Annotated in this window: 16 protein-coding genes; 9 read left to right on the forward strand and 7 right to left on the reverse strand. The window is 54.2% G+C overall.

The window, feature by feature from the left end:
* Positions 1 to 22: 22 nt before the first annotated feature.
* The 3 genes from PSH96_RS24745 to PSH96_RS24755 form a co-directional block, all read right to left on the reverse strand.
* Positions 23 to 370, reverse strand: a complete 348-nt coding sequence (locus tag PSH96_RS24745) for a hypothetical protein (protein WP_305455761.1) — start codon at positions 368 to 370, stop codon at positions 23 to 25.
* Positions 371 to 459: 89 nt separating this feature from the next.
* Positions 460 to 2,907: a hypothetical protein gene (locus PSH96_RS24750; protein WP_305455763.1), complete on the reverse strand. Its 2,448-nt coding sequence runs from the start codon at positions 2,905 to 2,907 to the stop codon at positions 460 to 462.
* A 198-nt stretch (positions 2,908 to 3,105) separates the two neighbouring features.
* The gene (locus PSH96_RS24755; RefSeq protein WP_305455765.1) at positions 3,106 to 3,909 is read right to left on the reverse strand and encodes a DUF2971 domain-containing protein; all 804 of its coding nucleotides are present in this window, start codon (positions 3,907 to 3,909) and stop codon (positions 3,106 to 3,108) included.
* Positions 3,910 to 4,152: 243 nt separating this feature from the next.
* Here PSH96_RS24755 and PSH96_RS24760 point away from each other — a divergent pair, with 243 nt between their 5' ends.
* The 9 genes from PSH96_RS24760 (at position 4,153) to PSH96_RS24800 (ending at position 17,528) form a co-directional block, all read left to right on the forward strand.
* A complete protein-coding gene (locus PSH96_RS24760) occupies positions 4,153 to 5,970 on the forward strand; it encodes a hypothetical protein (protein ID WP_305455767.1) in 1,818 nt (605 codons plus the stop codon).
* Between the two features lie 544 nt (positions 5,971 to 6,514).
* A complete protein-coding gene (locus tag PSH96_RS24765) occupies positions 6,515 to 7,282 on the forward strand; it encodes an NAD-dependent deacylase (RefSeq protein WP_305455769.1) in 768 nt (255 codons plus the stop codon).
* 61 nt (positions 7,283 to 7,343) lie between these two features.
* Positions 7,344 to 8,789, forward strand: coding sequence for a triacylglycerol lipase (locus PSH96_RS24770; protein ID WP_305455771.1), 1,446 nt, complete (start codon positions 7,344 to 7,346; stop codon positions 8,787 to 8,789).
* 12 nt (positions 8,790 to 8,801) lie between these two features.
* Positions 8,802 to 9,326 carry an opioid growth factor receptor-related protein gene (locus PSH96_RS24775; protein ID WP_305455772.1) on the forward strand — a complete coding sequence of 175 codons (525 nt, stop codon included), beginning with the start codon at positions 8,802 to 8,804 and terminating at the stop codon, positions 9,324 to 9,326.
* A 249-nt stretch (positions 9,327 to 9,575) separates the two neighbouring features.
* Complete coding sequence (locus PSH96_RS24780) at positions 9,576 to 11,966, forward strand: class I SAM-dependent DNA methyltransferase (protein WP_305455774.1); 2,391 nt, start codon at positions 9,576 to 9,578, stop codon at positions 11,964 to 11,966.
* Between the two features lie 4 nt (positions 11,967 to 11,970).
* Entirely contained in the window at positions 11,971 to 13,299 is a 1,329-nt protein-coding gene (locus tag PSH96_RS24785) for a restriction endonuclease subunit S (RefSeq protein ID WP_305455777.1), read from the forward strand.
* Positions 13,299 to 13,430, forward strand: a complete 132-nt coding sequence (locus PSH96_RS24790; RefSeq protein WP_305455779.1) for a hypothetical protein — start codon at positions 13,299 to 13,301, stop codon at positions 13,428 to 13,430. Before PSH96_RS24785 ends, PSH96_RS24790 begins: the two co-directional genes overlap by 1 nt.
* 203 nt (positions 13,431 to 13,633) lie before the next feature.
* A complete protein-coding gene (locus PSH96_RS24795; RefSeq protein WP_305455781.1) occupies positions 13,634 to 16,651 on the forward strand; it encodes a type I restriction endonuclease subunit R in 3,018 nt (1,005 codons plus the stop codon).
* Between the two features lie 616 nt (positions 16,652 to 17,267).
* Positions 17,268 to 17,528, forward strand: a complete 261-nt coding sequence (locus PSH96_RS24800; RefSeq protein WP_305455783.1) for a DUF6124 family protein — start codon at positions 17,268 to 17,270, stop codon at positions 17,526 to 17,528.
* Positions 17,529 to 17,714: 186 nt separating this feature from the next.
* Here the strand turns inward: PSH96_RS24800 and PSH96_RS24805 are convergent, their stop codons facing one another.
* The 4 genes from PSH96_RS24805 to PSH96_RS24820 form a co-directional block, all read right to left on the reverse strand.
* The gene (locus tag PSH96_RS24805) at positions 17,715 to 18,884 is read right to left on the reverse strand and encodes an MFS transporter (protein WP_305455785.1); all 1,170 of its coding nucleotides are present in this window, start codon (positions 18,882 to 18,884) and stop codon (positions 17,715 to 17,717) included.
* A gap of 16 nt (positions 18,885 to 18,900) precedes the next feature.
* Positions 18,901 to 20,316, reverse strand: coding sequence for a saccharopine dehydrogenase C-terminal domain-containing protein (locus PSH96_RS24810; RefSeq protein ID WP_305455788.1), 1,416 nt, complete (start codon positions 20,314 to 20,316; stop codon positions 18,901 to 18,903).
* 1 nt (position 20,317) lies between these two features.
* Entirely contained in the window at positions 20,318 to 21,205 is an 888-nt protein-coding gene (locus PSH96_RS24815; RefSeq protein ID WP_305455791.1) for a hypothetical protein, read from the reverse strand.
* A 215-nt stretch (positions 21,206 to 21,420) separates the two neighbouring features.
* On the reverse strand, positions 21,421 to 21,804 hold the full coding sequence (locus PSH96_RS24820; protein ID WP_305455793.1) for a hypothetical protein: 384 nt from the start codon (positions 21,802 to 21,804) through the stop codon (positions 21,421 to 21,423).
* Positions 21,805 to 21,863 lie beyond the last annotated feature (59 nt).

Below are 21,863 nucleotides of genomic sequence, written 5' to 3' on the forward strand. Positions count from 1 at the left end.
GAAATTTATCTAATCGCCAGCTTCAAAAATCGGGCACATCAGTTGACCGGGCTTCAGCGATAGTGATTCTTTGGGCGAGAGATAAAACCTTCTCTAGCTCAGCTTGTGTAAGCCCCTCCGCATGAATAATCGTTTTTTCTTTTGTTGTAATAATCACCTTGCACCCGCGTCGGCGGTGCATGAAGGCGACCAAGACTGCCGCCACCGCAGCCCAAACTCCTGGCGAGAGCAGAAGTTCAATGACTCCTGATGAAGCAAGGGGTGCAGCTGATCGAGTTTCACGAATTTGATAGTGAAGCTCACCCTCACTAATTGCTCCCAAAAGAGCACTAAAACTATTCTTGAAAACATAAATTGGCAGCACTCCCATGGATTCCCCGCATACCAAAAAACCACCCCACGTCAGAGGTGGTGCAGAAAAAATCTCGTCTCGACCTAACTACGAGTCTTCAAAAAACCCTAGCTAGGCCTTTCAGCTTTATCCAAAGCGTCCTGAAGCTTGAATTCAACTCGCTTAAACTCCGACATAAATTTTATGAAAAACTTGTCCTGCGGAACTGTTTTTCTTGCCCGCTCCAAACTCCTTCTAGCACTACCCAAATCTGGCGTAGTATTTGAAAGCCACGCCGCAGCACTCTGCAAATGGCATAAGTGCTCAGGCTGACCTTTTAGAGCAGCGTTTTGGTAAGAAACTAGCGCAGCGGGACAGTCCCCACTTCGAGATTCAATAAGCCCCCTGGTGAACCATGCAGTTGGGTCCTCCGGAATCAACGACGTCGCTTTGCGTGATATGCTGAGTGCTTCAGGATAAGATCTAAAAGAAAAAAGCGAGTAGGCATAGCGGTCATATAACCAACCATTTTCGCTGTCGACTTTTATTGCAAGGTCATAAAATCGAATACACTCCTCCTTGTTACCCTCATGAAAAAATGCCCAAGCAGCCTTAGCATAAGGGGTACGATAAGCAAGCATATGCTTATCCTTGATATGAGAGGTCGAACTCTTGATGAAATCGCCGTACCTTTTCTTGACGGTGGTAACGTCCTCATCAGTAGGAACCATCTGCTCCCCGATAGGTTCGAGTCGTTGCTTACAAAACTGAAAGAACTCAGGATTGAAGGTTAGCTGCAATCCCATACCAAACCTTGCAATGGTGGCAATACCCTTACTTTCCTCTAACGCCTCGGTAGCAGCCATCAAAGTCACATTAGCGCGCTGACAACAAAGCTGCATAGAGTACTCGTCATGAGTCTGGCTAATTCTGGTCATCAGAAGAAGGACATAACGCATATTGGGGGATATACGCGCCCATGCGTCTTCAAACAAAAACTGCCCAAGGTCCTGACGCTGCATGCGCTGAACTGTTTCGTATGCACTATCTAGCCCCCCCACCTGCACAGTTGCCGCCTGAGCAAACACCTCAAGAACAATCGGTTTATTTCCCAGGTCCCGACTGAACCTACGCAGCGTGGAATCACCAGCACTAATAATAGGCTGACAGCCCAGTTTCACTCCACGCTTATTCAAATATTCCCCCCCCTCGTCGTCAGACCAAAAACCAGCCCGTACTAACTCAGCAGGAATTGACTCTCGGCGGCGGCTTGTAATTACGACACGCCCAACTTTCCGGGCCAAATATTTTATTTGCTCATTAAGCGCCTGTAGATCTTCCTCGTTCTCCGCCATTGTTTCAGTGTTATCTAAAATTATTAGATGCGAGTTTCTATCCACACCCCATGTACCTTGCAGGGTCGCCAACTTATCGATAGTTCCTTTGGCGTCTTTTTCGTACCAGCCTCTATCTAAACTATCCGTGCTCAACATTCTAGCGATAGTCACCGCCGCATCCGCGACACCCAGCTCTTGAGTTGTAATATGCTCCAACCCACCGAGCCCCCATCGAGTTTTTTTAGCGGTATAGAACGTAATCAGTTGCGGCTTCCAACGCACCAAATCTTTTTCGAGCATACGATGTAAAAACTCTACCACTAGGGTAGTTTTACCAATTCCTCCATCGCCCCATACTTGGCACATACGATAATCATCATTATCCGCCCAATCAGCAAGCAATTGGAGCTCGGTTCTTCTGCCGGTAAAATCATCTTTAGAGCTTAGCCTGCTTGGAATATAAGTTAGTGGAGACCAATCATCACACCAACTGGTTTCACATATCTCATATTCAGCATCTTTCTTACCTGCGAGCTCCAGCAATCGACTCGCCGTTTCATACTTGAAAACTTCTTTTTCTGTAGGCGACTTAAGAACCTGAGCATCAACCAGTAATCGCCCACCCTCGACTTTTAGAATTTTTCTATATACCAAGGGTCGCCCGTTACGTAGACGAAGCGTGCCCATTTCAACCGGCTTAGCGGAAGCGGCTGAAGGGATATAAAGTTTGTCAGTGGTTACATCAGCTCGCGGTAAAAAAGGTGATAGCTTGTCAATCAGGAGCCTAAGAAGCTCGATATCGGCGGCTTTATCATAGTTACCAGCGAGCCCATGCCCCTCACCTCCATCGTTCCGTTCCCGGACAAACTTCGAGAGAATGGTATCAATACGTGTTTTTTTGGCCCCAATTAACGGAAGCAGATTTGCCGGAGTATCAACTAGCTCCCAATATTTTCTCCCGATAGAAGTCCAGCCGATATTTTCAGCCATCAACAACAGCTCGGATAATATGTTGATGAAGCTTCCATCGGCAGCGGTGGCGAAATCAGAAAATTCCAGATCACTCTGAGAAAGAACTTTATGGGAATTTTTAGTGCCTTCGTTTACCAACCACTCAGCTAAAGATACGCACGCATGCTGCATGGCTATCCTGTAGAGACCAAGAACCGCCAGCCTGCAATCGCCAGCATTCGCTATCTGGCCGAGGCCCTCAACGTTGTCCATCAAAATCTTCTTCATACATCCCTTCATGAACTTTCAAAGATGATCCGAGGTTTCTACATCTGGTCTAGCTATCCACAGCAGAACATGTGAATACCACGCTAAGACGCTACCTCCGCTGGCCGTGACGATAGCAAGCATCGAGCGGCGAAACCATACGGTATGACACCCTGCTTACGAGATGACCCGCAAACTAAGCATGCGGTCATGGATGCACTACGACTGGCAGATATCCGGGCTTGGATGGCCGGGTACGTAGACCTTGTACTTATCCTTCGCGAGCTCGGCCTTGTAGAGCGGAATGTCCCTTCCGATTTCCTGGCTAGCTTGGTTTACAGCGGTCTCAAGGAGCTGAAAATACTCAGGGTGCATTTTGCCCCCGGCTATCACAGATTTTAAAAAATGCTGCCGCGAGTAAGGGTGGATGCCTGGGCCTTGCCAAGTCGTGAGGATTCGCTCCTCCTGCTCATAGGCCCAGTCCTCGCTCTTCGTCAGAAAATATTGGTCTATATCACAACCGGTAGCCCAGTCCACGACAGGTCTAGCTTGTTTGTACACAACAGGGAAAGGCATAACCTGCTCCAATAGATGCGAAGGGGCACCCATAGGAATTTCTAACTCAACGACGAATCCCTTGTGATGTTCAGCATAGTGCGACCACATGAGCAAATTTGTAGCGGCCCTACTGAGCGAAACCACCCCCAAGTTGGAGATCAGCCCTTTAACAAATTCACCGGAATCCACACCCTTTCGAGCATTTGCAATTCCTAGCTCGCGAGCGCTTTCTAATGAAACCCCATGAAACCGTGCCACTGCTTGAATGAGATCGGGCCTAGTAATGTGGATATTCTCAATGCTCGTCGTGTTGTACGCAGGCATGCAGTCGAACGGGTCGTTAAACTCCAACGGGCATGTGAATTTCAGAGTCCCCTCGGTGATCATTTTTAGGCTCCCCTCCGTAAACGGCAGGTACTTGAACCTATTGAGCCTTTCGAATGCTTTTGTTGGATTGAAAGCCATGGGATTTCCGTTGCGCATGGGGGCGGTGGCTGCATAGCTAACAGAAGGCAGCGCCTTTAGCTAGCAGCCATACATCAACGCACCATCAAACGACCATTAGCAGTCCTTCATGTCAGCCTATGATTGCTCGCAAGCAGCCATTCCCTGTTAAAGCGTATCCATCTATACAGCCTTAGTGGCATTGGGCTACCCTCATCGAGTTGATGGACTCCACGTTTTACCCCTTGCCGTAGGGAAACGGACATGATCGATGAGCTTCAAGCCAGCAAATCCTGCTACTTCTATCGCCGAAAAGCTCCGATCACAATGGGCGCAATCACGGCGTTGTTCCGGGCGATCAGATGTGCTCACACATCTCCCTCGAACAACCTATTCTCTTTCATACGGCAGGCCCACGGGGCATCAATCTGGTCTGCACTATGCTTTCAATTCGACAAGACACCAGCTTTCCTACCTGACGCTGACGACGTGATCGACCGAGTAACCGGATATTTGCTGATCGTCGAGCACCGTGATTACGTCGCCATTTTCAAATCCCAGATCGACGTCCCCGCAGATTTCACCAAGCGGCACCTGCAGCGCATCAGCTCCCAAGATGTTGACCGTGGACTCACTAGCAAGGATTCAGTATTTGCCCGGGTTCGGCTGCGCCATATGACGTTGTCCCGCTTTGCATTGCGCAGCAAGACACTTGAGGGCGAGAACCTCCAGAATAACGTGGGCATGGCCTCCTCGGCTCGATTTGCCCCGCTGGGTTACAGCTTCACAGAGGCGGACGAGCACTTCTCAACAACACCGCGAACCGGCCGGATTTCACTTCGAGCGGATCGTGCTGGCTACCTGGAACTGGTGGACTATGCCTGCAGTATCATTGACCGCCTGCACCCTCGACCTGGAAGGCCATCGTCCTCCCCTTTTCTGGCAGCTTTCGCGCGACCGCTGGAGCTATCGGATCTGACGGCTAGCCCTACCCAATTTGCGGTTGATACCGCCATCCTCGGACAGGCCATCTTTGACGACAAAGTTATTCGTTTGGTCAAGCGGGACGGAGGTGGCTATCGAGAGCTGCCAAAAGTTGAAGTCGATCCGATACTCGCAGAGCTGACAGACGTCTTGGGAGTTGCCAAAAACGCCGCCGGCAAACTGCTCGTGTCCCAGCTTGCAACAGGCGCCGAAGTGGGCGAACTCGCGATCAACAAAACGCGAATCGCCTTGAAACGCCTCACGCTACCTCTGCTCGCCAATGTCTATGTCGAGGACACACAGTTCGCTCTAGGAGCGGACGAAGGTCGCGTTCTGCTTAAGCAGTTCATCGACAAGGAAGACACGTACATTGTCCTATTCGACCAGCCTCGCTTTGCCTATCTGGACGGCAACCTTTACCAGGACGACTCCTTGGTGAACGGTGGCAATCAGTTCCTGGGCTACCTCTTCGGCAATGCAGAGCTGGCTACTGTCACGGACGAGAAAGGTGCCTTTACCGCTGTCCATCATACGTTCGATCTTGACTCCACGTTCGGCGCAGTACTATCGACGGTCGCGCCCGAAGACGATGTTATGGTCTGCGATGATCTTGGTGACGAATGGGCTGATTTCATTGGCTTCCGAACGGATCCAGCCTCTCCAAGAATCACCTTCTACCATGCCAAGCACGGGGAGTTGACTCTCGGCGCGAGCGCGTTCCACGTTTCTGTCAGCCAGGCTATCAAAAACCTGGGCAACCTCAATTTGCCCGTACCGGCCATGACCAAGAAATTCGCGCGATGGAATCGGCTTTATACCAACAACAGGGTAAAAACAGGCATTCATCGCACATGCCGAGGCACAACCGCAGATTCTCGAACTGCAGTGGAGTTCTGCAGGAATGCCCCTCACACCTTCAAACGGGTGGCCATCGTTACCTCATCCCTGAGCAAGGCCGCAGTTGAGCAAGCTTTTGAGGACATCAAAGCGGGTCACACCGCCAGCCCCTACTTCGTCCAGCTCTATTGGTTACTGTCGTCTTTCTTTGCTGCCTGTACGGAGGTCGGAGCCTTCGGATGCGTGATATGTCAGGAATGATGGCGTGCGCTCAAAGCACGAATCTGTTGCGTCATCTGCTCCCAATCGCTGGCTTTATTTCATTTCGCCGCTTCGATACTTGCTTGAGCCTCATGGGCACAGTTGGCTGGCGTTTCAGGTCGACCGCAGGGCTGAACAGTCGCGGGCGGGAATGTGCCCAATGATCCAACTCGTCGCTGTAAGCTCTAGGCTCAGTACGAAATGCATCCGAGTTCACCCATGCCCCGTTGAAAACAGGCTCGATCGCGCGCCAGGTCGGACGCGACCCGGTCGGAAAGCTCACTGGCAACCAGTCAACCCGAGAGCGGGCCCAGTCCGCTTCCTCGCCGGTTTTCGCCTTGCCGAACCTGCGTTTAAGAACCTTTCGTACACAACCTAAGGGGCTTTTTTATTTAGTGATTGCACGTAACATTCTGCTCTGGAATTTTGGGAGCCGGGATCGTTCTGGTTTCGGATTGTCAGGTCTCGAGCCCCGCTCATCCTAAGGACTGATTCGGTTAGCACCACGTGCTGGTCACGTTGAGTAGGCCGTCAGAAAGGTGCCATGGACTTCACCAATTTTGATCCCATATTGATCACCGCACTGCAAGGTGCGCAAAAGATCACCGTGTTGACAGGTGCGGGTGTATCCGCTGAAAGCGGTATTCCGACGTTCCGCGATGCACTGACCGGGCTTTGGGCGAATTTCGACGCCGAGAAGCTTGCCACGCCCGAAGCGTTCCGGCGCGATCCTGCCTTGGTGTGGGGCTGGTACGAGTGGCGGCGCGCGCAGGTTCTTGCGGCGCGGCCTAATGCCGCTCATGTGGCCATCTCCGAGCTTGCTCGCCGTGTCCCGCAACTTACATTGTTTACCCAGAACGTCGACGATCTGCATGAGCGTGCCGGAAGCACCGATGTGCAGCATCTTCACGGCAGTCTTCACCATCCGCGGTGCTTCGAGTGCGCGAGCCCGTTCTCGTTGGTGGACAGCCTGTCTGAGGTGCCTGGGGGGGACGGGCGTTTGTCGCCACCCCAGTGCCAGACATGCGCAGGTAAGGTCAGGCCAGGCGTCGTATGGTTCAACGAGCTGTTGCCTGAGGGCATGCTAGATAGGGCATTTAAATCAACCAGTTCATCCGATCTGCTCATCGTGGTGGGCACCTCGGGCAATGTTCACCCTGCCGCTCGGCTTCCAAAAGAGGCGAGCCGGGCGGGCTGCAAAGTTATCCAGATCAATCCAGAGAAAACCGCGCTCGACAGCGTCTGTACCTGGAATGTTCGGGGGAAGGCTGGAGTCGCCTTACCGGCACTGGTTAACTGCGCCTTTTTATGATTCGTGAATGTACGGAAATGGACGTGAGAGAAACGCTATGAAGGGGCGCTGGATCAGAGCAATGGACGATACGGCATCGCCGATGGCCGTAGTGTTTCTGCATGGGGTGCTGTCCGACGGTGAAACGTGCTGGCGTCATCAAAATAAAACCTACTGGCCGGACCTGCTTTCCCAGCATGCGGCTATAGGGAGCGTGGGCATTTATGAGTTCACCTATCGCACGGAGTTCTTCAGCGGGTCCTACAGCCTAGGCGATGTTGTCGATGCATTGAAGGAAAGCCTGCACCTCGATGGTGTCAACAGGGCGCGGAAAATTGTCTTCGTTGCTCATAGCATGGGTGGCATCGTGGCCCGACGCTATATCGTGCAGCGCTTGGATGACCTTGTGGAGCGTGGTGCTGAAGTTGGGCTTTTCCTGATCGCCTCTCCCTCACTGGGTTCCTCCTATGCTAATTGGCTTGGGCCGATCGCAAAGTTCATGGGGCATGTTCAAGGTCAGGCGTTGGCGTTTTGTCAGAACAATGTCTGGCTCAACGATCTGAATAGCGATTTTCGCAATGCGTTGATGAGCCGCAAGCTGGTGATCTATGGTCGGGAATTGGTGGAAGACCAGTTCGTGGTGCTCAAGCGCTTTTTGTGGTTGGCACAGGTCGTGCCCCCGGTCAGTGGGGCCATCTATTTCGGCGATGCTCTAAAGGTCCCGTTGTCAGATCATTTTTCCATCGCCAAGCCGGCGGATGCACAGGCCATTCAGCACCGCGTGTTGTGTGATTTCATCGAAGGTATCGTGCAGCAAAAGGGCAATACCACCAATGTCTGGGAATGCCCCGGCGGCTTCTGTACCAGCGTCGGAGAGAGTGAGATCAGCATCGTCACTGGGCGTATCGAAAACCATCCGGTGGACGCGAAAACAACCGTGGTGGCGTTACCTTGCAATGAGTATTTCGAAGACCATTGCACCCGCGATACCCGGAGTGCGTTGGGCGTTTATATCAACCGGCATTGCCCCGATACGGCGCCGGAATTCTCGGATCTTGTCAGACAGCAATGCCAGATGCGCTTTGGCGTCGGTACGCAGCAACAAAAGACTATGGATGAGTCTAGCGAAAGCTATGGTCCCGGCCGAGCCATCCTTGTTTCGGACCCCTCGAAAAACGCGGCCGCAATAGCCTTAGTTTCCACCACCACGCAGCGCGCCGGGCAAGGGCTTGCCGCCAGGATGTCCTACGTATTCGATGGTATGCAGGAACTGTTCGAGCTGCTTGCTGACAAGCGGATCAACGAAGTGGTCATGCCAGTGCTAGGCGCCGGGCACGGTGGAATTGATCCATCGTTGGCGATTGCCGGCTTGGTATTGGCGTTGACGGAGGCCGCTCGTTACGGTGCTGATAGGCAGCGTCGCAAAAAGATCACTATCGTTGTCTTCCAGCGGACAACACAAGACCAACCAGAAGTAGCGCCTGATGTCATCCGTAAAGCGCTGGAACTGGTGGCCAATAAAGCGTAACGAGGGCAATGTATGGCGAGTGCGAAAGAATTGATTCGCAACTATCTGGGTTACGATGGCATGGACCATCGCCAGCGTACATTAGGCCAGGCATTGGCCTGGGATGATGAAACTCTGGAAAGCATACATGACTTCATACAATGGTGGTTTCCGCTGGATGAGCCCAGTGCTTTCAACAGCCACTCGCCAGTGGCGAGCATTGCTGAGTTCGACGAGCTAGCGAACGACGAGCGCGTCAGAGGCGGGGTAGGACGCGCTCTGCGTCGCATGCTGAGTTTTTATGGTTTACGCCAGCAAGCGTCAGGGCTGATCGAGAAATCAGGCGACTGGGATAGCCGGAGTCAGAACTGGGCATTCAGGCAGAATCACAACGACCTGCGAATGACGCGCATCCTGAAATCGTTGTGCTTACTGGGCCACCGGGCACAGGCGCAGAGGCTGTTCGTCATCCTGGAAGAGGTTATCCAGCAAACGCGTGAGCCATGCGATCAAGTGCCGTTACGATTCTGGCGCGAAGCGCTATCTCTCCCCTCATAAAATACGCGCCGCAGGCCACCACCTGCGGAGCCTAGACTCGTTCAGCAAGCATCATGGCGCCTTCTTAAAGAGTTCAACCATCGTCGACCTTAATGCTGGGTTCGGAAGGTGTGTTCGCCATCCGCTTACCTCACCTCCGCCAAAAGCGCAGCTGTATTGGTTATGATGCGCTCCTTAGCTTGCACATGGGTGCGGTACAGCCGCCCTAGCAGCGCTGCTATTCGGCGCTTTGATTTGGAGTATCTGCAGTTGAACCACGCGGTCCACAACAAACTGGTTTCATTTATCTGGTCGATTGCCGACGACTGCCTGCGCGACGTGTATGTGCGCGGAAAATACCGTGACGTCATCCTGCCCATGGTGGTGCTGCGCCGGCTCGATGCCCTGCTGGAGGCGAGCAAGGTCAAGGTGATGGAAGAGCTGGCCTTTCAGCAACATGAAATGAGCCAGACCGAACTGGACGACAGCGCCCTGCGTGCCGCTTCCGGTTATGTGTTCTACAACACCAGCAAGTGGACGCTAAGCCAACTGCAGAAGACCGCCACCAACAACCAGCAGATCCTCCTGAGCAACGTTGAGGAATACCTCGACGGCTTTAGCGACAACGTCAAAGACATCATCCGGCGCTTCAATCTCAAGTCGCAGATGCGCCACATGGCCAGCAAAGATGTGCTGCTCGACGTACTGGAAAAATTTACCTCGCCCACCATCAACCTCACCCCACAGGACAGCGAAGACCCACAAGGCAACCGCCTGCCAGCCCTGAGCAACCTGGGCATGGGTTATGTATTCGAAGAGCTGATCCGCAAGTTCAACGAAGAGAACAACGAGGAAGCCGGCGAACACTTCACCCCGCGCGAAGTGATCGAGCTGATGACCCACCTGGTCTTCGACCCGATCAAAAATCGCCTGCCCTCTGTGATGACCATCTACGACCCGGCCTGCGGCAGTGGCGGCATGCTCACCGAGTCGCAGAATTTTATCGAAGAAAAATACCCGGACTCGACCATCCAGCGCGACATCCACCTCTACGGCAAGGAGATCAACGACGAGACCTATGCCATCTGCAAGTCGGACATGATGATCAAGGGTAACAACCCTGCCCACATCCGCCCCGGCTCCACCCTCTCGGTGGACGAGTTCGCCGGCAGCCGCTTCGACTTTATGCTGTCCAACCCGCCCTACGGTAAAAGCTGGGCCAGTGAGCAGAAGTTCATCAAAGACGGCGGCGATGTTATCGACCCGCGCTTCAAGGTCAGCCTCGCGGACTATTGGGGCAACGCCGAAATGCAGGACGCCACCCCGCGCTCAAGCGACGGCCAACTGCTGTTTCTGATGGAAATGGTCAACAAGATGAAGACGCCGGGCGAAAGCAGTCTCGGTTCGCGCATCGCCTCAGTGCACAACGGCTCCAGCCTGTTCACCGGCGACGCAGGCGGCGGCGAGAGCAATATCCGCCGCCACGTGATCGAGAACGACCTGCTCGACGCCATCATTCAGCTGCCCAACAACCTGTTCTACAACACCGGCATCACCACCTATATCTGGCTGCTCTCCAGCAACAAACCGGCGCAGCGCCGAGGCAAAGTGCAGTTAATCGATGCCAGCCTGCTGCACCGCAAACTGCGCAAAAACCTCGGTAACAAAAACTGTGAATTTGCCTCCGAGCATATCGAGCGCATCACCCAAACCTACCTCGACCTCGCCAGCATCGACCGCCCGGCCGGTGGCGACGGCATTGCCGCGCAGGTGTTCGATAACCGCGACTTCGGCTACCACAAGGTCAGCATAGAGCGGCCGGACCGGCGCAAGGCGCAGTTCAGCGCCGAGCGCATCGAAACCCTGCGTTTCGACAAGGCCCTGCGCGAACCCATGCAGTGGATTTACCAAGAGTGGGGCGAGGCGTTGTACCAGGACGCCACCTTAGCCTCCCATGAAAAAGCCATCCTCACCTGGTGTGAAGAACAAGGCCTGGAGCTCAACGCCAAGCAGCGTAAAAAGATTCTGAGCCTGGAAACCTGGGCCAAGCAGTCGCTGCTGGTAACTGTGGCCAAGTATCTGATGCAGGCCATCGGCAGCGAGACGTTCGACGACTTCAACCTGTTCGCCAAATTAGTGGACAAGGCGCTTAAAAAACTGAGCAAAGAGGCTGGCATCAAGCTCGGTGCCAGCGAGCGTAATCAGGTGCTTAACGCCGTCAGCTGGTACGACGAAAACGCCGTCAAGGTCATCCGCAAGGTGGAGAAGTTCGACCGTGCTGAGTTGGCCGCGCTGCTGCAACGGCTGGACTGCAGCGAGGCCGAGCTGCCTGATTTTGGCTACTACCCCAGCGGCAAGGCCTGCGAATTTATTACCTACGAATCCAACAGCGACCTGCGCGACAGCGAAAGCATTCCTCTGGCCGACTCCATCCATCGCTTTTTTAAGGCCGAAGTGCAGCCCCATGTGGCGGAAGCCTGGATAAATCTGGAGTCGGTAAAAATCGGCTACGAGATCAGCTTTAACAAATACTTCTACAAGCATCAGCCGCTGCGCAGCATGGAGGAAGTGGCTAGGGAGATTGTGGCGTTGGAGCAGCAGGCTGAGGGGTTGATTGCCGCAGTATTGGGCATAGATATAGCTACAATGCAGGTAAACTAATCCGATGGAATTATTACTCGCGCCTAAATACGAAAAATATATGGACTCTGGTGAGGGCTGGATTGGCGAAATCCCAGACCACTGGACTGTTCTACGACTGAAATCTTTATTTCGCGAAAAAAAGCATACAAGCAACATGGAACTTTCTTGTGGCGCAATTAGTTTTGGCGAGGTTGTCCATAAGAATGATGAAATGGTTGCTGACTCCACAAAGCGTTCATATCAAGAGGTTTTGTCAGGTGAATTTTTAATAAATCCACTAAACCTAAATTATGATTTGATTAGTCTTCGAATTGCCTTGTCAAAATTTGATGTAGTTGTAAGTGCGGGCTATATTGTTTTAAAAGAAGTGGCAAATATAAATAAAGAGTATTTCAAGTACTTGCTGCACAGATATGACGTGGCATTTATGAAGCTACTGGGGTCTGGCGTCAGACAAACCATTAGTTTTAATCATATCTCAAATAGTCTTCTGATCTATCCACCGCTCGAAGAACAGTTGTCGATTTCGAAATTTCTTGATCATAAATGTGCTCAGATCGATAAGGCAATTAAGACCAAGGAGTGCCTGATGGCACGACTTAAAGAGCGTAAGCAAGTACTGATCCAGCATGCCGTAACTCGTGGACTTGATACGAGCGTCCAGATGAAAGATAGCGGTGTCGATTGGATCGACCAAATCCCAGCGCATTGGGAGGTCAAGCCAATTATGGCTGTTTCTGATGTCATCGACCCCAATCCAAGCCACAGGAATCCTGAGTATGTTGAAGAAGGATTTCCCTTCATATCGACTCAGGAATTCTACGGATTTGATGAAATTGAGATTAATACACCGCGACGTGTTTCGGAAAGAACTGTCGTGGAACAGGAAGCAAGATGTCGATTTCAACGAGGGTCTTTGGTCTTTTCTCGAAAGGGCACTATTGGTGCGGTTCGGGTTCTTCCAGAGGGAGTTAGGCTTGGAATTCTAGACTCGCTTTGCGTAATAAACCCTAAGGGAAACGCTCTACCTAACTTTCTCTTCTGGGCTCTTTCAGCTAACTATTTGGAAGCACAATATGGCTCGACTTTGAGGGGTGCTGCGTTGCCGCAGTTAAGCGTTGGTAGGGTCAGGTCACTAAAAATCATTCTCCCTTCTAAAGCCGAGCAAGAAAAAATTTCATCGTATTTACGCGGTGAGTGCTCAAGCCTCAGTGAAGCTCTTGCAATCCAAGAGCGTCAAATTTCTGCACTCAAAGAATACAAGGCCACCCTGATCAATAGCGCCGTTACCGGCAAGATCAAGGTGACGGGGGTAGTGGAACCGCAAGTGCAGGATATGGAGGTAGCCTGATGTATGCCCAGCGGCACCTGCAGCGTTTGCTGGCCGGCAGCGGCGGGAGCGAGGTGGCGGAGTTTAAGGAGGCCAAGAACGGCTATAACTTCGCCAAGCTCGGTAAATACTTCTCCGGCTTGAGAAACTAGGCCAAGCTGAGCCGCTAGACATTTAGCAGGCTGTCAGCCAGCTCTGTTAATGTCTGTGCTGTCAGCTGAATCAATGGGTTAGTGGTAAGTCAGGTGGGTAGCGGCGAATGTCTGTACCCGTTGGCAGGATAGATTTAGACATTTGCATCCCGCGCCGGGCTCGCCTGGCAGAGATAAGAAAGAACAGGCACAAGGAAGCCGGCATGGTAAGCAAGACCAACGAACAGGCGTTAGAAGCGAGCATCGAGAAATACCTGACCGGCACCTGTCTGGAGGAGCAGGCGGCGATCCGCGACAGCGCAGAGCAGATGCCTGCAGGCCCGAACCACAGCTATCAACTGGGCCGCGCCTCGGATTTTAATGCCCGCTATGCTGTGGATAGCCGTTGCTTGTGGCAATTTCTTGAGGCCAGCCAGGGTGATGATTTGGAACGCCTCAAGCAGCGCTACGATGATTGGGATTTGCGCATACTCGAACGCTTCGATCGGCTCGCGAAGAAGTACGGCGCGCTGCACCTGCTCAAACGCGGCCTGGCCATCGACGATGTGCACTTCAACCTGATGTACCCCGCGCCACTTGCCAGCAGTTCGGAGCGAGTCAAGAAGCAGTTTGCAGCGAATATCTTTAGCAGTACCCGCCAGGTGCGTTACTCGCGGAGTAATCCGCTGGAAGAGATCGACCTGGTGCTGTTTATCAATGGATTGCCCTTCGCCACGCTGGAGCTGAAGAACCCCTGGACGGGCCAGAACGCCCGTTATCACGGACAAAAGCAGTACAAGCACGACCGCGATACGGGCCAGCCGTTGCTGCAATTCGGCCGCTGCCTAGTGCACATGACGGTAGACACCGACGAGGTCTACATGACCACCAAGTTGGCCGGTGTCGCGACCTTCTTCCTGCCATTCAACAAGGGCCATAACCACGGCGCTGGTAACCCGCCCAACCCTGCCGGGCACAAGAGCGCCTACCTGTGGCAGGAAGTTTTCAGCCGCGAAAGTGTGGCCAATATCATCCAGCACTTTGTGCGCCTGGACGGCAGCAGTAAGATGCCTCTGGCCAAGCGTACGCTGTTCTTCCCGCGTTACCATCAACGGGATGTAGTACGCCGCCTGGTAACGCATGCCAGCCAGCATGGTGTGGGACAGCGTTACCTGATCCAGCACTCAGCCGGCTCGGGTAAATCGAACTCCATCACCTGGGCAGCCTATCAGTTGATAGAAACCTATCCAGCTTCGCTGGAGGTTGCCGGTGCGCGCGCCCTGGATGTGCCTCTATTCGACTCGGTGATTGTGGTGACTGACCGCCGCCTGCTGGACAAGCAACTGCGCGAGAATCTGCGCGAGTTCTCCGAGGTGAAAAACATCATTGCTCCGGCGCTAAAGTCCTCTGACCTCCAGCAGGCGCTGGAGCAGGGCAAAAAAATCATCATTACCACTATCCAAAAATTCCCGGTGATCGTGGATGGCATCGACGACATGGCTGGCAAACGCTTTGCCGTGATCATCGATGAGGCACACAGCTCGCAGGACGGTAGCAGCCACGGCACGATGAACAAGGTGATGGGCGGCGACGAGCAAGACGACACCCAAGAGAAAATCCTCAGCGCCATCAAGAACAGCAGGATGCGCGGCAATGCCTCGTACTTCGCCTTCACCGCTACGCCGAAGAACAGCACGCTGGAGAAGTTCGGCGAGCAGCAGGCCGATGGCCGCTTCGCGCCCTTCCATCTGTATTCGATGAAACAGGCCATTGAAGAGGGCTTTATCCTCGATGTGCTGGCGAACTACACCACTTACCGCAGCTACTACGAAATTCAGAAGTCCATCGAGGACAATCCGCTGTTTGACACGCTGAAAGCACAGAAGAAGCTACGCGCCTATGTCGAACGCGACCAGCAGACCATCGACATTAAAGCCGAGGTGATGCTGGAGCATTTTATTGATCAGGTGGTCAAGCCGAAAAAGCTTAAAGGCCAGGCCAAGTGCATGGTCATAACCCAAAACATCGAAGCCACAATCCGCTATCACAAGGCCATCAGCCGCTTGCTGGCAGCACGCGGCAACCCGTTCAAGGCGCTAATTGCCTTCTCCGGCGAAAAATTGGTTGATGGTATCGAGTATACCGAAGCCGGCATCAACGGCTTCGCCGAAGCGGATACGCGAGACAAGTTCGACACCGACGAATACCGATTGCTGGTAGTGGCCAACAAGTACCTGACTGGCTTCGATCAGCCTAAGCTGTGTGCCATGTACGTGGACAAGAAGCTGCAGTACGTACTCGCGGTGCAAGCGCTGTCGCGTCTTAATCGTGCCGCACCGAGGTGGGGCAAGAAGACCGAAGACCTGTTCGTTCTGGATTTCTTCAACCAGGTGGAGGACATAAAAGCCTCCTTCGACCCTTTCTACACGGCCACCAGCCTGTCCGGAGCAACGGATATCAATGTGCTGCACGAACTCAAGGACCAGTTGGACGAGGTCGGCGTCTACGAGTGGCCGGAAGTAGAGGCATTTGCCACGCAGTATTTCGACAACGTCGATGCTGAAAAGCTGGCTGTGCTGATCGATATCGCCGCTGAGCGTTTCGACGTGGAACTAGAGCTAGAGGATGAGGCCAAGGTCGATTTCAAGATCAAGGCCAAGCAGTTCGTGAAGATCTACGGCCAGATGGCCTCGATCATGCCGTACGAGATTGTGGCCTGGGAAAAGCTGTTCTGGTTCCTCAAGTTCCTGATCCCGAAACTCAAAGTGCAGGACAAAGACGCCGACGAAATCGACGCTCTGCTTAACTCGGTTGACCTCGCGTCCTATGGGCTGGAACGGGTCAAGTTGAACCACAGCATTGCGTTGGATGACGTGGAAACCGAGCTGGACCCAGCCAACCCAAATCCGCGTGGGGTACATGGTGGTGAGCAGGAAAAAGACCTGCTGGACCAAATCATCCTGAGCTTCAACGAGCGTTGGTTCCAGGGCTGGGGTGTAACCACAGAAGAGAAGCGCGTGAAGTTCCTGAGTATTCTAAAGGGCATTCAGGAACATCCGGACTTTGAGCCAAAGTACCAAAAGAGCCAGGACGAAGACCATCGTGCACTGGCGTTCGAGAAGATTTTCGAGGAAGTCATGCTGATACGCCGCCGGCAGGACCTAGAGCTTTACCGGCTGGTAGCCAGTGATGAAGCGCTCAAGTCTTCGTTGCAGCAGAGCATGAGGAGCATGCTGGGCTGAGATGTGTGCAAGCTCGATGTGTCTCAGCATGTCCGGTCCATACAGCTAACGCCGTCACGCCCATTTGCTTGGAGCTTTAACGTCGAAGCTCTGGAGGGGGCCGAACTCAAAAATGACCATCCATCGGAAGCCAGACCACGCAGCATTCCAGCTGGTATTCCAAGGAGTTTATCTGATTAACTATTAGCCAATAAAAACAGATGGCTACAGAGCTTTTTCAGATCACCCCGGCCCAATTCGAAGCATCGACAAAACCCGCCTAGTGCGGGTTTTGTTGTTTCTGAGGTCTGAAAAGCCCAGCCAGCGGGCCCTCGGATTTTTCCTTCAAGATGTCGCGCCGTTGGTGAACTGGCGCAACCCCCACTACAACGCTAACTTTCCCCCGTCGCTGCTCATCAGCGACCGGCTTTGACAGGCCGAAAAGTGTAACCTTTCACACCCCATGATTTAACGGCATGCTTCACGCATCCCGCCTCGTTCATGGCGGCTGTGCGTGGGGCATCTTCGGGTGCGCCGGGTTCCTACACTTCCGGTCTGTCAACCCGCGTACAGCTGCCACCCAATCCTGTTTGACAGCAGGGGGCGGCAGCTCCCTAAACAGTGTGGGAGCTTCATTATGAAAAAAATCACCCCCAATCCTCCAGCGAGCCTTTTCACGGTCGCTCAAAACATCGACCCCGAAACCCTACTGATTCAAGCCAGTGAAACCCTGGCCTCGCTGAACGCTATCACCACTGACCTGGCTTTCGAACTCGAAGGCGAAAACCGTCAAAAGCTTTTGGGCAGCCAACAATTAATCGTGCCGGGTGAGTTACTGATCGAGCGGGTGTTGTCCGTACTGCACCCCACAACCGACACGTCACCGTCCCCGCAGTAGCAAAAATCAAAAGGCCGAGTCGCTCCGCAGCAACTCGGCCTTAAGAATCTTCAATCCTCGGCATACCTCCGTTCACTCGAAATAAACCCGGTCTGAAGCCAACATCCACAGGTTACCCCGCCCCACCACCTCAACATAAAAAGACGTCCACAGACGTCTTTTTTTGTACCTGAAATTCGCCGCCAATCACCCTCGCACCGGATCTCTACGCAGCACCAACACCCCCACAAAAAACACCCCCACCACCCCCACCGATATCATCAACCCATGCCCACTCACATAAGAAACCATCGCCCCCGTCGCAATCGGCCCCAATACACTCCCCAACGTATAAAACATCGCAATCGCCGTCATCGCCGTAGACACCTGATGCTCCCCCACCCGATCCCCCGCTTCGATCACGGCCAGGGTGTTCATGCCGCCAATCGCGCCGCCCCACAGGAATACGATGAGCGTCGCCAACCAGGGAAGCGGTTGGCTGAACGGGATGGCGAATGTGCCCAGCAGCAAGACTAACCCGCAAACCAATTGGCCGATTTTGTAGGAGCTGCGGTCGGCCATCCAGCCGATGGGCAGTTGCAGGAGGGTGCCGCCGATGCCGAAAACTGAGATCAGCAGGGTCGCGGCGGTGAGGAGGTAGCCGGCCGAGAGGCTGTAGCCGGCCAGAAATGATACGGATGAGGTTTCGGCGAAGCCGGCGATAAATGCGCCGCAGAGTGCGGTGGGGATGATGCTGAATAATTTGCCGTGGCGTTTTTCTGCCGGGGTTTGTGGTTGGGTGTCGTAGGGTTTGAGGGTGAGTGCCAGTAGGCCGGAAAGCAGGACGATGACGGCGCAGGCGTAGTATGGCGCGGCGCTGCCGACGCCGAAGACCACCAGCAGCAACGGGCCGACGGCGATGCCCAGGCCCATGAGGGTTTCGTGTACGCCGATCGCGCGGCCGCGTTCGTCTTTGGAGGCGACGGCGACGATCCAGGTGTCGCAGGCGATCCAGCGCAGGATCAGGCCGATACCTAGGACAAAATTCAGCGCAAAAATCAGCCCCAGGTGGTGGGTCAAGGTCATGCCGATCAATGCGCCCACGGTGAGCACCGCACTGAGGATGTTGGTCTTGACCAACCCCAGGTGGGCGAGCAAACGCGGCACCCATTTGTACAGCAGCAGGATCGCCAGCCACGAGGCGCTGACGATCACGCCGATCTTGGCCGGCTCCACGCCTTGCTGTTCCAGCGACAGCGAAAGCAGCGGCGTGACGGTGCCGATCTGCACGATCTGCGAGAGTGCCGAGAGGGTGTTGATCTTGGTCAGGGCAAACCAGCGTTGTTTGTCGGTGTATTCGATGCTCGAACTTTCCATGGGTGACAGGCCTGGGTTAAACCGCCGTAAAGTGTTCGAACTGCCACGGGCACAATTCACCTTCGGGCTTGTGGAACAGGGCATTGATGGTGTCCAGCGGCGTCCAGTCGGTCTGGATGCCTTGGAGGCTGCCAAGGAAGGGTAGAGCAATTTCCAGCACGCGTTGGTGGTCCATCTGTTCCGGCTCGACGATGCCACGGTCGGGGTTTTCGATGGCCCAGAGAATACCCGAGTACACACCGGCGGCCACTTGCAGGCTGGTAGCGGTGTTGAACGGGGCAATCTGGCGCGCCTCGTCGATGCTCAGGATCGAGCCGTACCAGTAGGCATTCAGGGCGTGGCCCATGAGCAAAACGCCCAGGGCATCGACGCCACCGGGGGCAATCTCGTCGTTCATGATTCGCTTGGTGTCCTGGAGCTTCCAGCCTCGGCCGACATATTCATGCACCGACAACAGCGCATCGTCGCAAGGGTGATAGGCGTAATGCACGGTGGGCCGGTACAGCAGCGTATCGCCCACTTTGACGGTCAGAAAGTCGGGCAGCGAGATGGCTTCATTGTGGGTAATCAGCAGGCCGGTGCAGGGGCCGCCATTGGGTGTCCAGGTTTTCACCGACACCGAGGCGCCGGGGCGCTCCAGGTAAATGGCGTTATTGGAGCCGAACAGATGATGATGGGCGAACGGCGGCCAGGTTTTCTCGTGGGAGCCCCAGCCCAGTTCGGCAGGCTGCCCGGCTTCGCTGACGAAGCCGTCGACGGACCAGGTGTTGACGAACTCGTCGTCGGTTTTGATGCGTGATGAGCGCTGAGTGTCGCGCTCGGCAATGTGGATCACCTTGACGTTCAGTGCCATCGCCAGCTCGCCCCAGGCCACGCCCTCTTGGCCTTCGGGGACGCTCACATCGAGTTTCGCCGCGAGCTGCAACAATGCAGATTTGACGAAGTGCGACACCAGGCCCGGGTTCGCGCCATGGGTCACCACCGCTGTCGGGCCTGGGCCCAGCTCACTTCTTAGCGACAGCAATTGGTCGCGTAACGCGTAGTTGGAACGCTGCGAAGTGCTCAGGCTCGGTTCGTTGTAGGTACCGGCCCAGGGCTCAATGCAGGTATCGAGGTACAACGCGCCGTGGGCATGGGCAAAGCGGATCAGGTCGGCGCTGCTGACATTCACCGACAGGTTGACGATGAAATCCCCCTGACGCACCACATCGCGTAACACGCCACCAAGGTTTTCGGGCGTGAGCGCCACGTCGATAAAGCTCACGCCGAGGTCAACAAAGGGCTGGTGCTGCTCGATCTGCGGCGCGATCACCACCACCGATGAAAGCTCGAATGTACGCGCGCTCACCAGCAGCCCGAGGGTCGCCTTGGTGATCGAGCCGAACCCGATGAACACCCACTTTTTGCCGGAAACAATCGCGTCCTTGCTCATTTCAAATGGCCTCAAGAGTCGTTTCAGCTGTATCCAGGTGCTGGCTGCCAGGCGTGGCTGTTTCGCTGAAGTCCGGGATACGCCCGCTGGCGAAATATTGTTCCCATTCACAAAATATCTTCGGCACGTAGATCAACGGCATGTCGTGCCGATACAAGACCTTTACCGATTCGGCAAACGCCGGGTCCTGATGGTTGGCGAACCAGTACCGATTATTGTCATGCAAGTACACCGGGCACTTTTGAACATCGGTCATGGCGATGTAGTTACCCAAGGTTTTTTCGGCAATACGTTGCCAACCATGTAACACTACTTCGTAGAGTTGGCCGCGCTCTGCGGGGGTCAACTCATAGACTTCGCGTTTGAACTTCTGCACGCTCATGTCGCGACAGAACATTGAAAAGGCATAAACATCCGAGTTGAAGTTCACCGCCGGAATCGGTGCTGACATCAAAGGGTCATAAAGTTCGTCGTTCAGATCATCGGATTGTGGGCAAAACGCTACCGCATCAAAGTCTTCGAATAACACCTTGGCATTGGTCACCGGGCACGTCAGGTAGAGCTTCTTATTCAGCGCATGGCCGGTCGCCAATGCTTCGGCAGAGAACTCACTGAGCGGGCTGAACAGCGCCGACAAGCGCCGTACTTCCTGGGCCACGCTGTATTGGCTCTGCTCGGGGTGGGTGGTCGGGCAGATGATCAGGCAGGCCACTACTTCTCGAGCTTCAAGGGCGCGTACATACGCCTCAAAACTATCCCTGGCCTCTTGCGTGGTCCGCGCAATCGCCAACATATAACGATTTTTACTGAACTCGCGTCGCCCGGCTGCACAGCCCAGGCAGCTGGTAAACCACTCTTTTATTTCTTCGGTTATCTGTTGATCATCCATGAGCCACCGTCCTGGTTACGTTCCTAGTGGTGTGACAGCCTGGCATGAGAACGGCTTGATCTCTTTGGATCCCGGCGTGATTACGCAGCGATTAGTACATCGCAAAAATCTCAAAGACCAATACTGTTACGTCATAAGGTTATAAAAAACGTTTCGTCGAATTGACTGCAACAAAACAATCTTGTGAATAACGGCATTGGTTATTTACTTAGCACTCACGGCAGCAAAGTCGCCGATCGCTTGCGCACATAGCCGCTGGCCGGAACCTCGGTGACTTGCACAGAAAGATCCACCTTATGCCGCAGCAGCGCAGGCGCGAAGATATCGGCCATCACCTCAAGCAGCGCTGTGCTGATCGCGCGTCGCTGCTCATCGTCGCCGGCCTTGCCGGTCACCGTGGAGACGTTGAGGTGGATGAAATGCTGGCGCTCGTCACAATCGCCAACGAACGCGTGGTCGTAGCTGACCAGGCGGGTTTTGACCAGGTCCAGTCGCAACCCCGACACCTCAACCAGTGTTCGATGCAGACGCTGGCAGGCACGTTTGAAATCAACCTCGTCAGCCACCCCGGCGGTGTACTCAAGATAGACATGTGGCATGTTCGGTTCCCCCTCTCGTAATAGAACGCCGACCGGCAAGTGCCGGCCGGAGTACACGG

The organism is Pseudomonas sp. FP2338 (assembly GCF_030687515.1).
GTDB classification, from domain to species: Bacteria; Pseudomonadota; Gammaproteobacteria; order Pseudomonadales; family Pseudomonadaceae; genus Aquipseudomonas; species Aquipseudomonas salomonii.

Coding starts and splice junctions, on each gene's coding strand:
- PSH96_RS24810 (WP_305455788.1), bottom strand. CDS start 20,316: ATGAGCAAGGACGCGATTGTTTCCGGCAAAAAGTGGGTGTTCATCGGG.
- PSH96_RS24745 (WP_305455761.1), bottom strand. CDS start 370: ATGGGAGTGCTGCCAATTTATGTTTTCAAGAATAGTTTTAGTGCTCTT.
- PSH96_RS24750 (WP_305455763.1), bottom strand. CDS start 2,907: ATGAAGAAGATTTTGATGGACAACGTTGAGGGCCTCGGCCAGATAGCG.
- PSH96_RS24755 (WP_305455765.1), bottom strand. CDS start 3,909: ATGGCTTTCAATCCAACAAAAGCATTCGAAAGGCTCAATAGGTTCAAG.
- PSH96_RS24765 (WP_305455769.1), top strand. CDS start 6,515: ATGGACTTCACCAATTTTGATCCCATATTGATCACCGCACTGCAAGGT.
- PSH96_RS24790 (WP_305455779.1), top strand. CDS start 13,299: ATGTATGCCCAGCGGCACCTGCAGCGTTTGCTGGCCGGCAGCGGCGGG.
- PSH96_RS24820 (WP_305455793.1), bottom strand. CDS start 21,804: ATGCCACATGTCTATCTTGAGTACACCGCCGGGGTGGCTGACGAGGTT.
- PSH96_RS24775 (WP_305455772.1), top strand. CDS start 8,802: ATGGCGAGTGCGAAAGAATTGATTCGCAACTATCTGGGTTACGATGGC.
- PSH96_RS24805 (WP_305455785.1), bottom strand. CDS start 18,884: ATGGAAAGTTCGAGCATCGAATACACCGACAAACAACGCTGGTTTGCC.
- PSH96_RS24785 (WP_305455777.1), top strand. CDS start 11,971: ATGGAATTATTACTCGCGCCTAAATACGAAAAATATATGGACTCTGGT.
- PSH96_RS24815 (WP_305455791.1), bottom strand. CDS start 21,205: ATGGATGATCAACAGATAACCGAAGAAATAAAAGAGTGGTTTACCAGC.
- PSH96_RS24760 (WP_305455767.1), top strand. CDS start 4,153: ATGATCGATGAGCTTCAAGCCAGCAAATCCTGCTACTTCTATCGCCGA.
- PSH96_RS24800 (WP_305455783.1), top strand. CDS start 17,268: ATGAAAAAAATCACCCCCAATCCTCCAGCGAGCCTTTTCACGGTCGCT.
- PSH96_RS24795 (WP_305455781.1), top strand. CDS start 13,634: ATGGTAAGCAAGACCAACGAACAGGCGTTAGAAGCGAGCATCGAGAAA.
- PSH96_RS24770 (WP_305455771.1), top strand. CDS start 7,344: ATGGACGATACGGCATCGCCGATGGCCGTAGTGTTTCTGCATGGGGTG.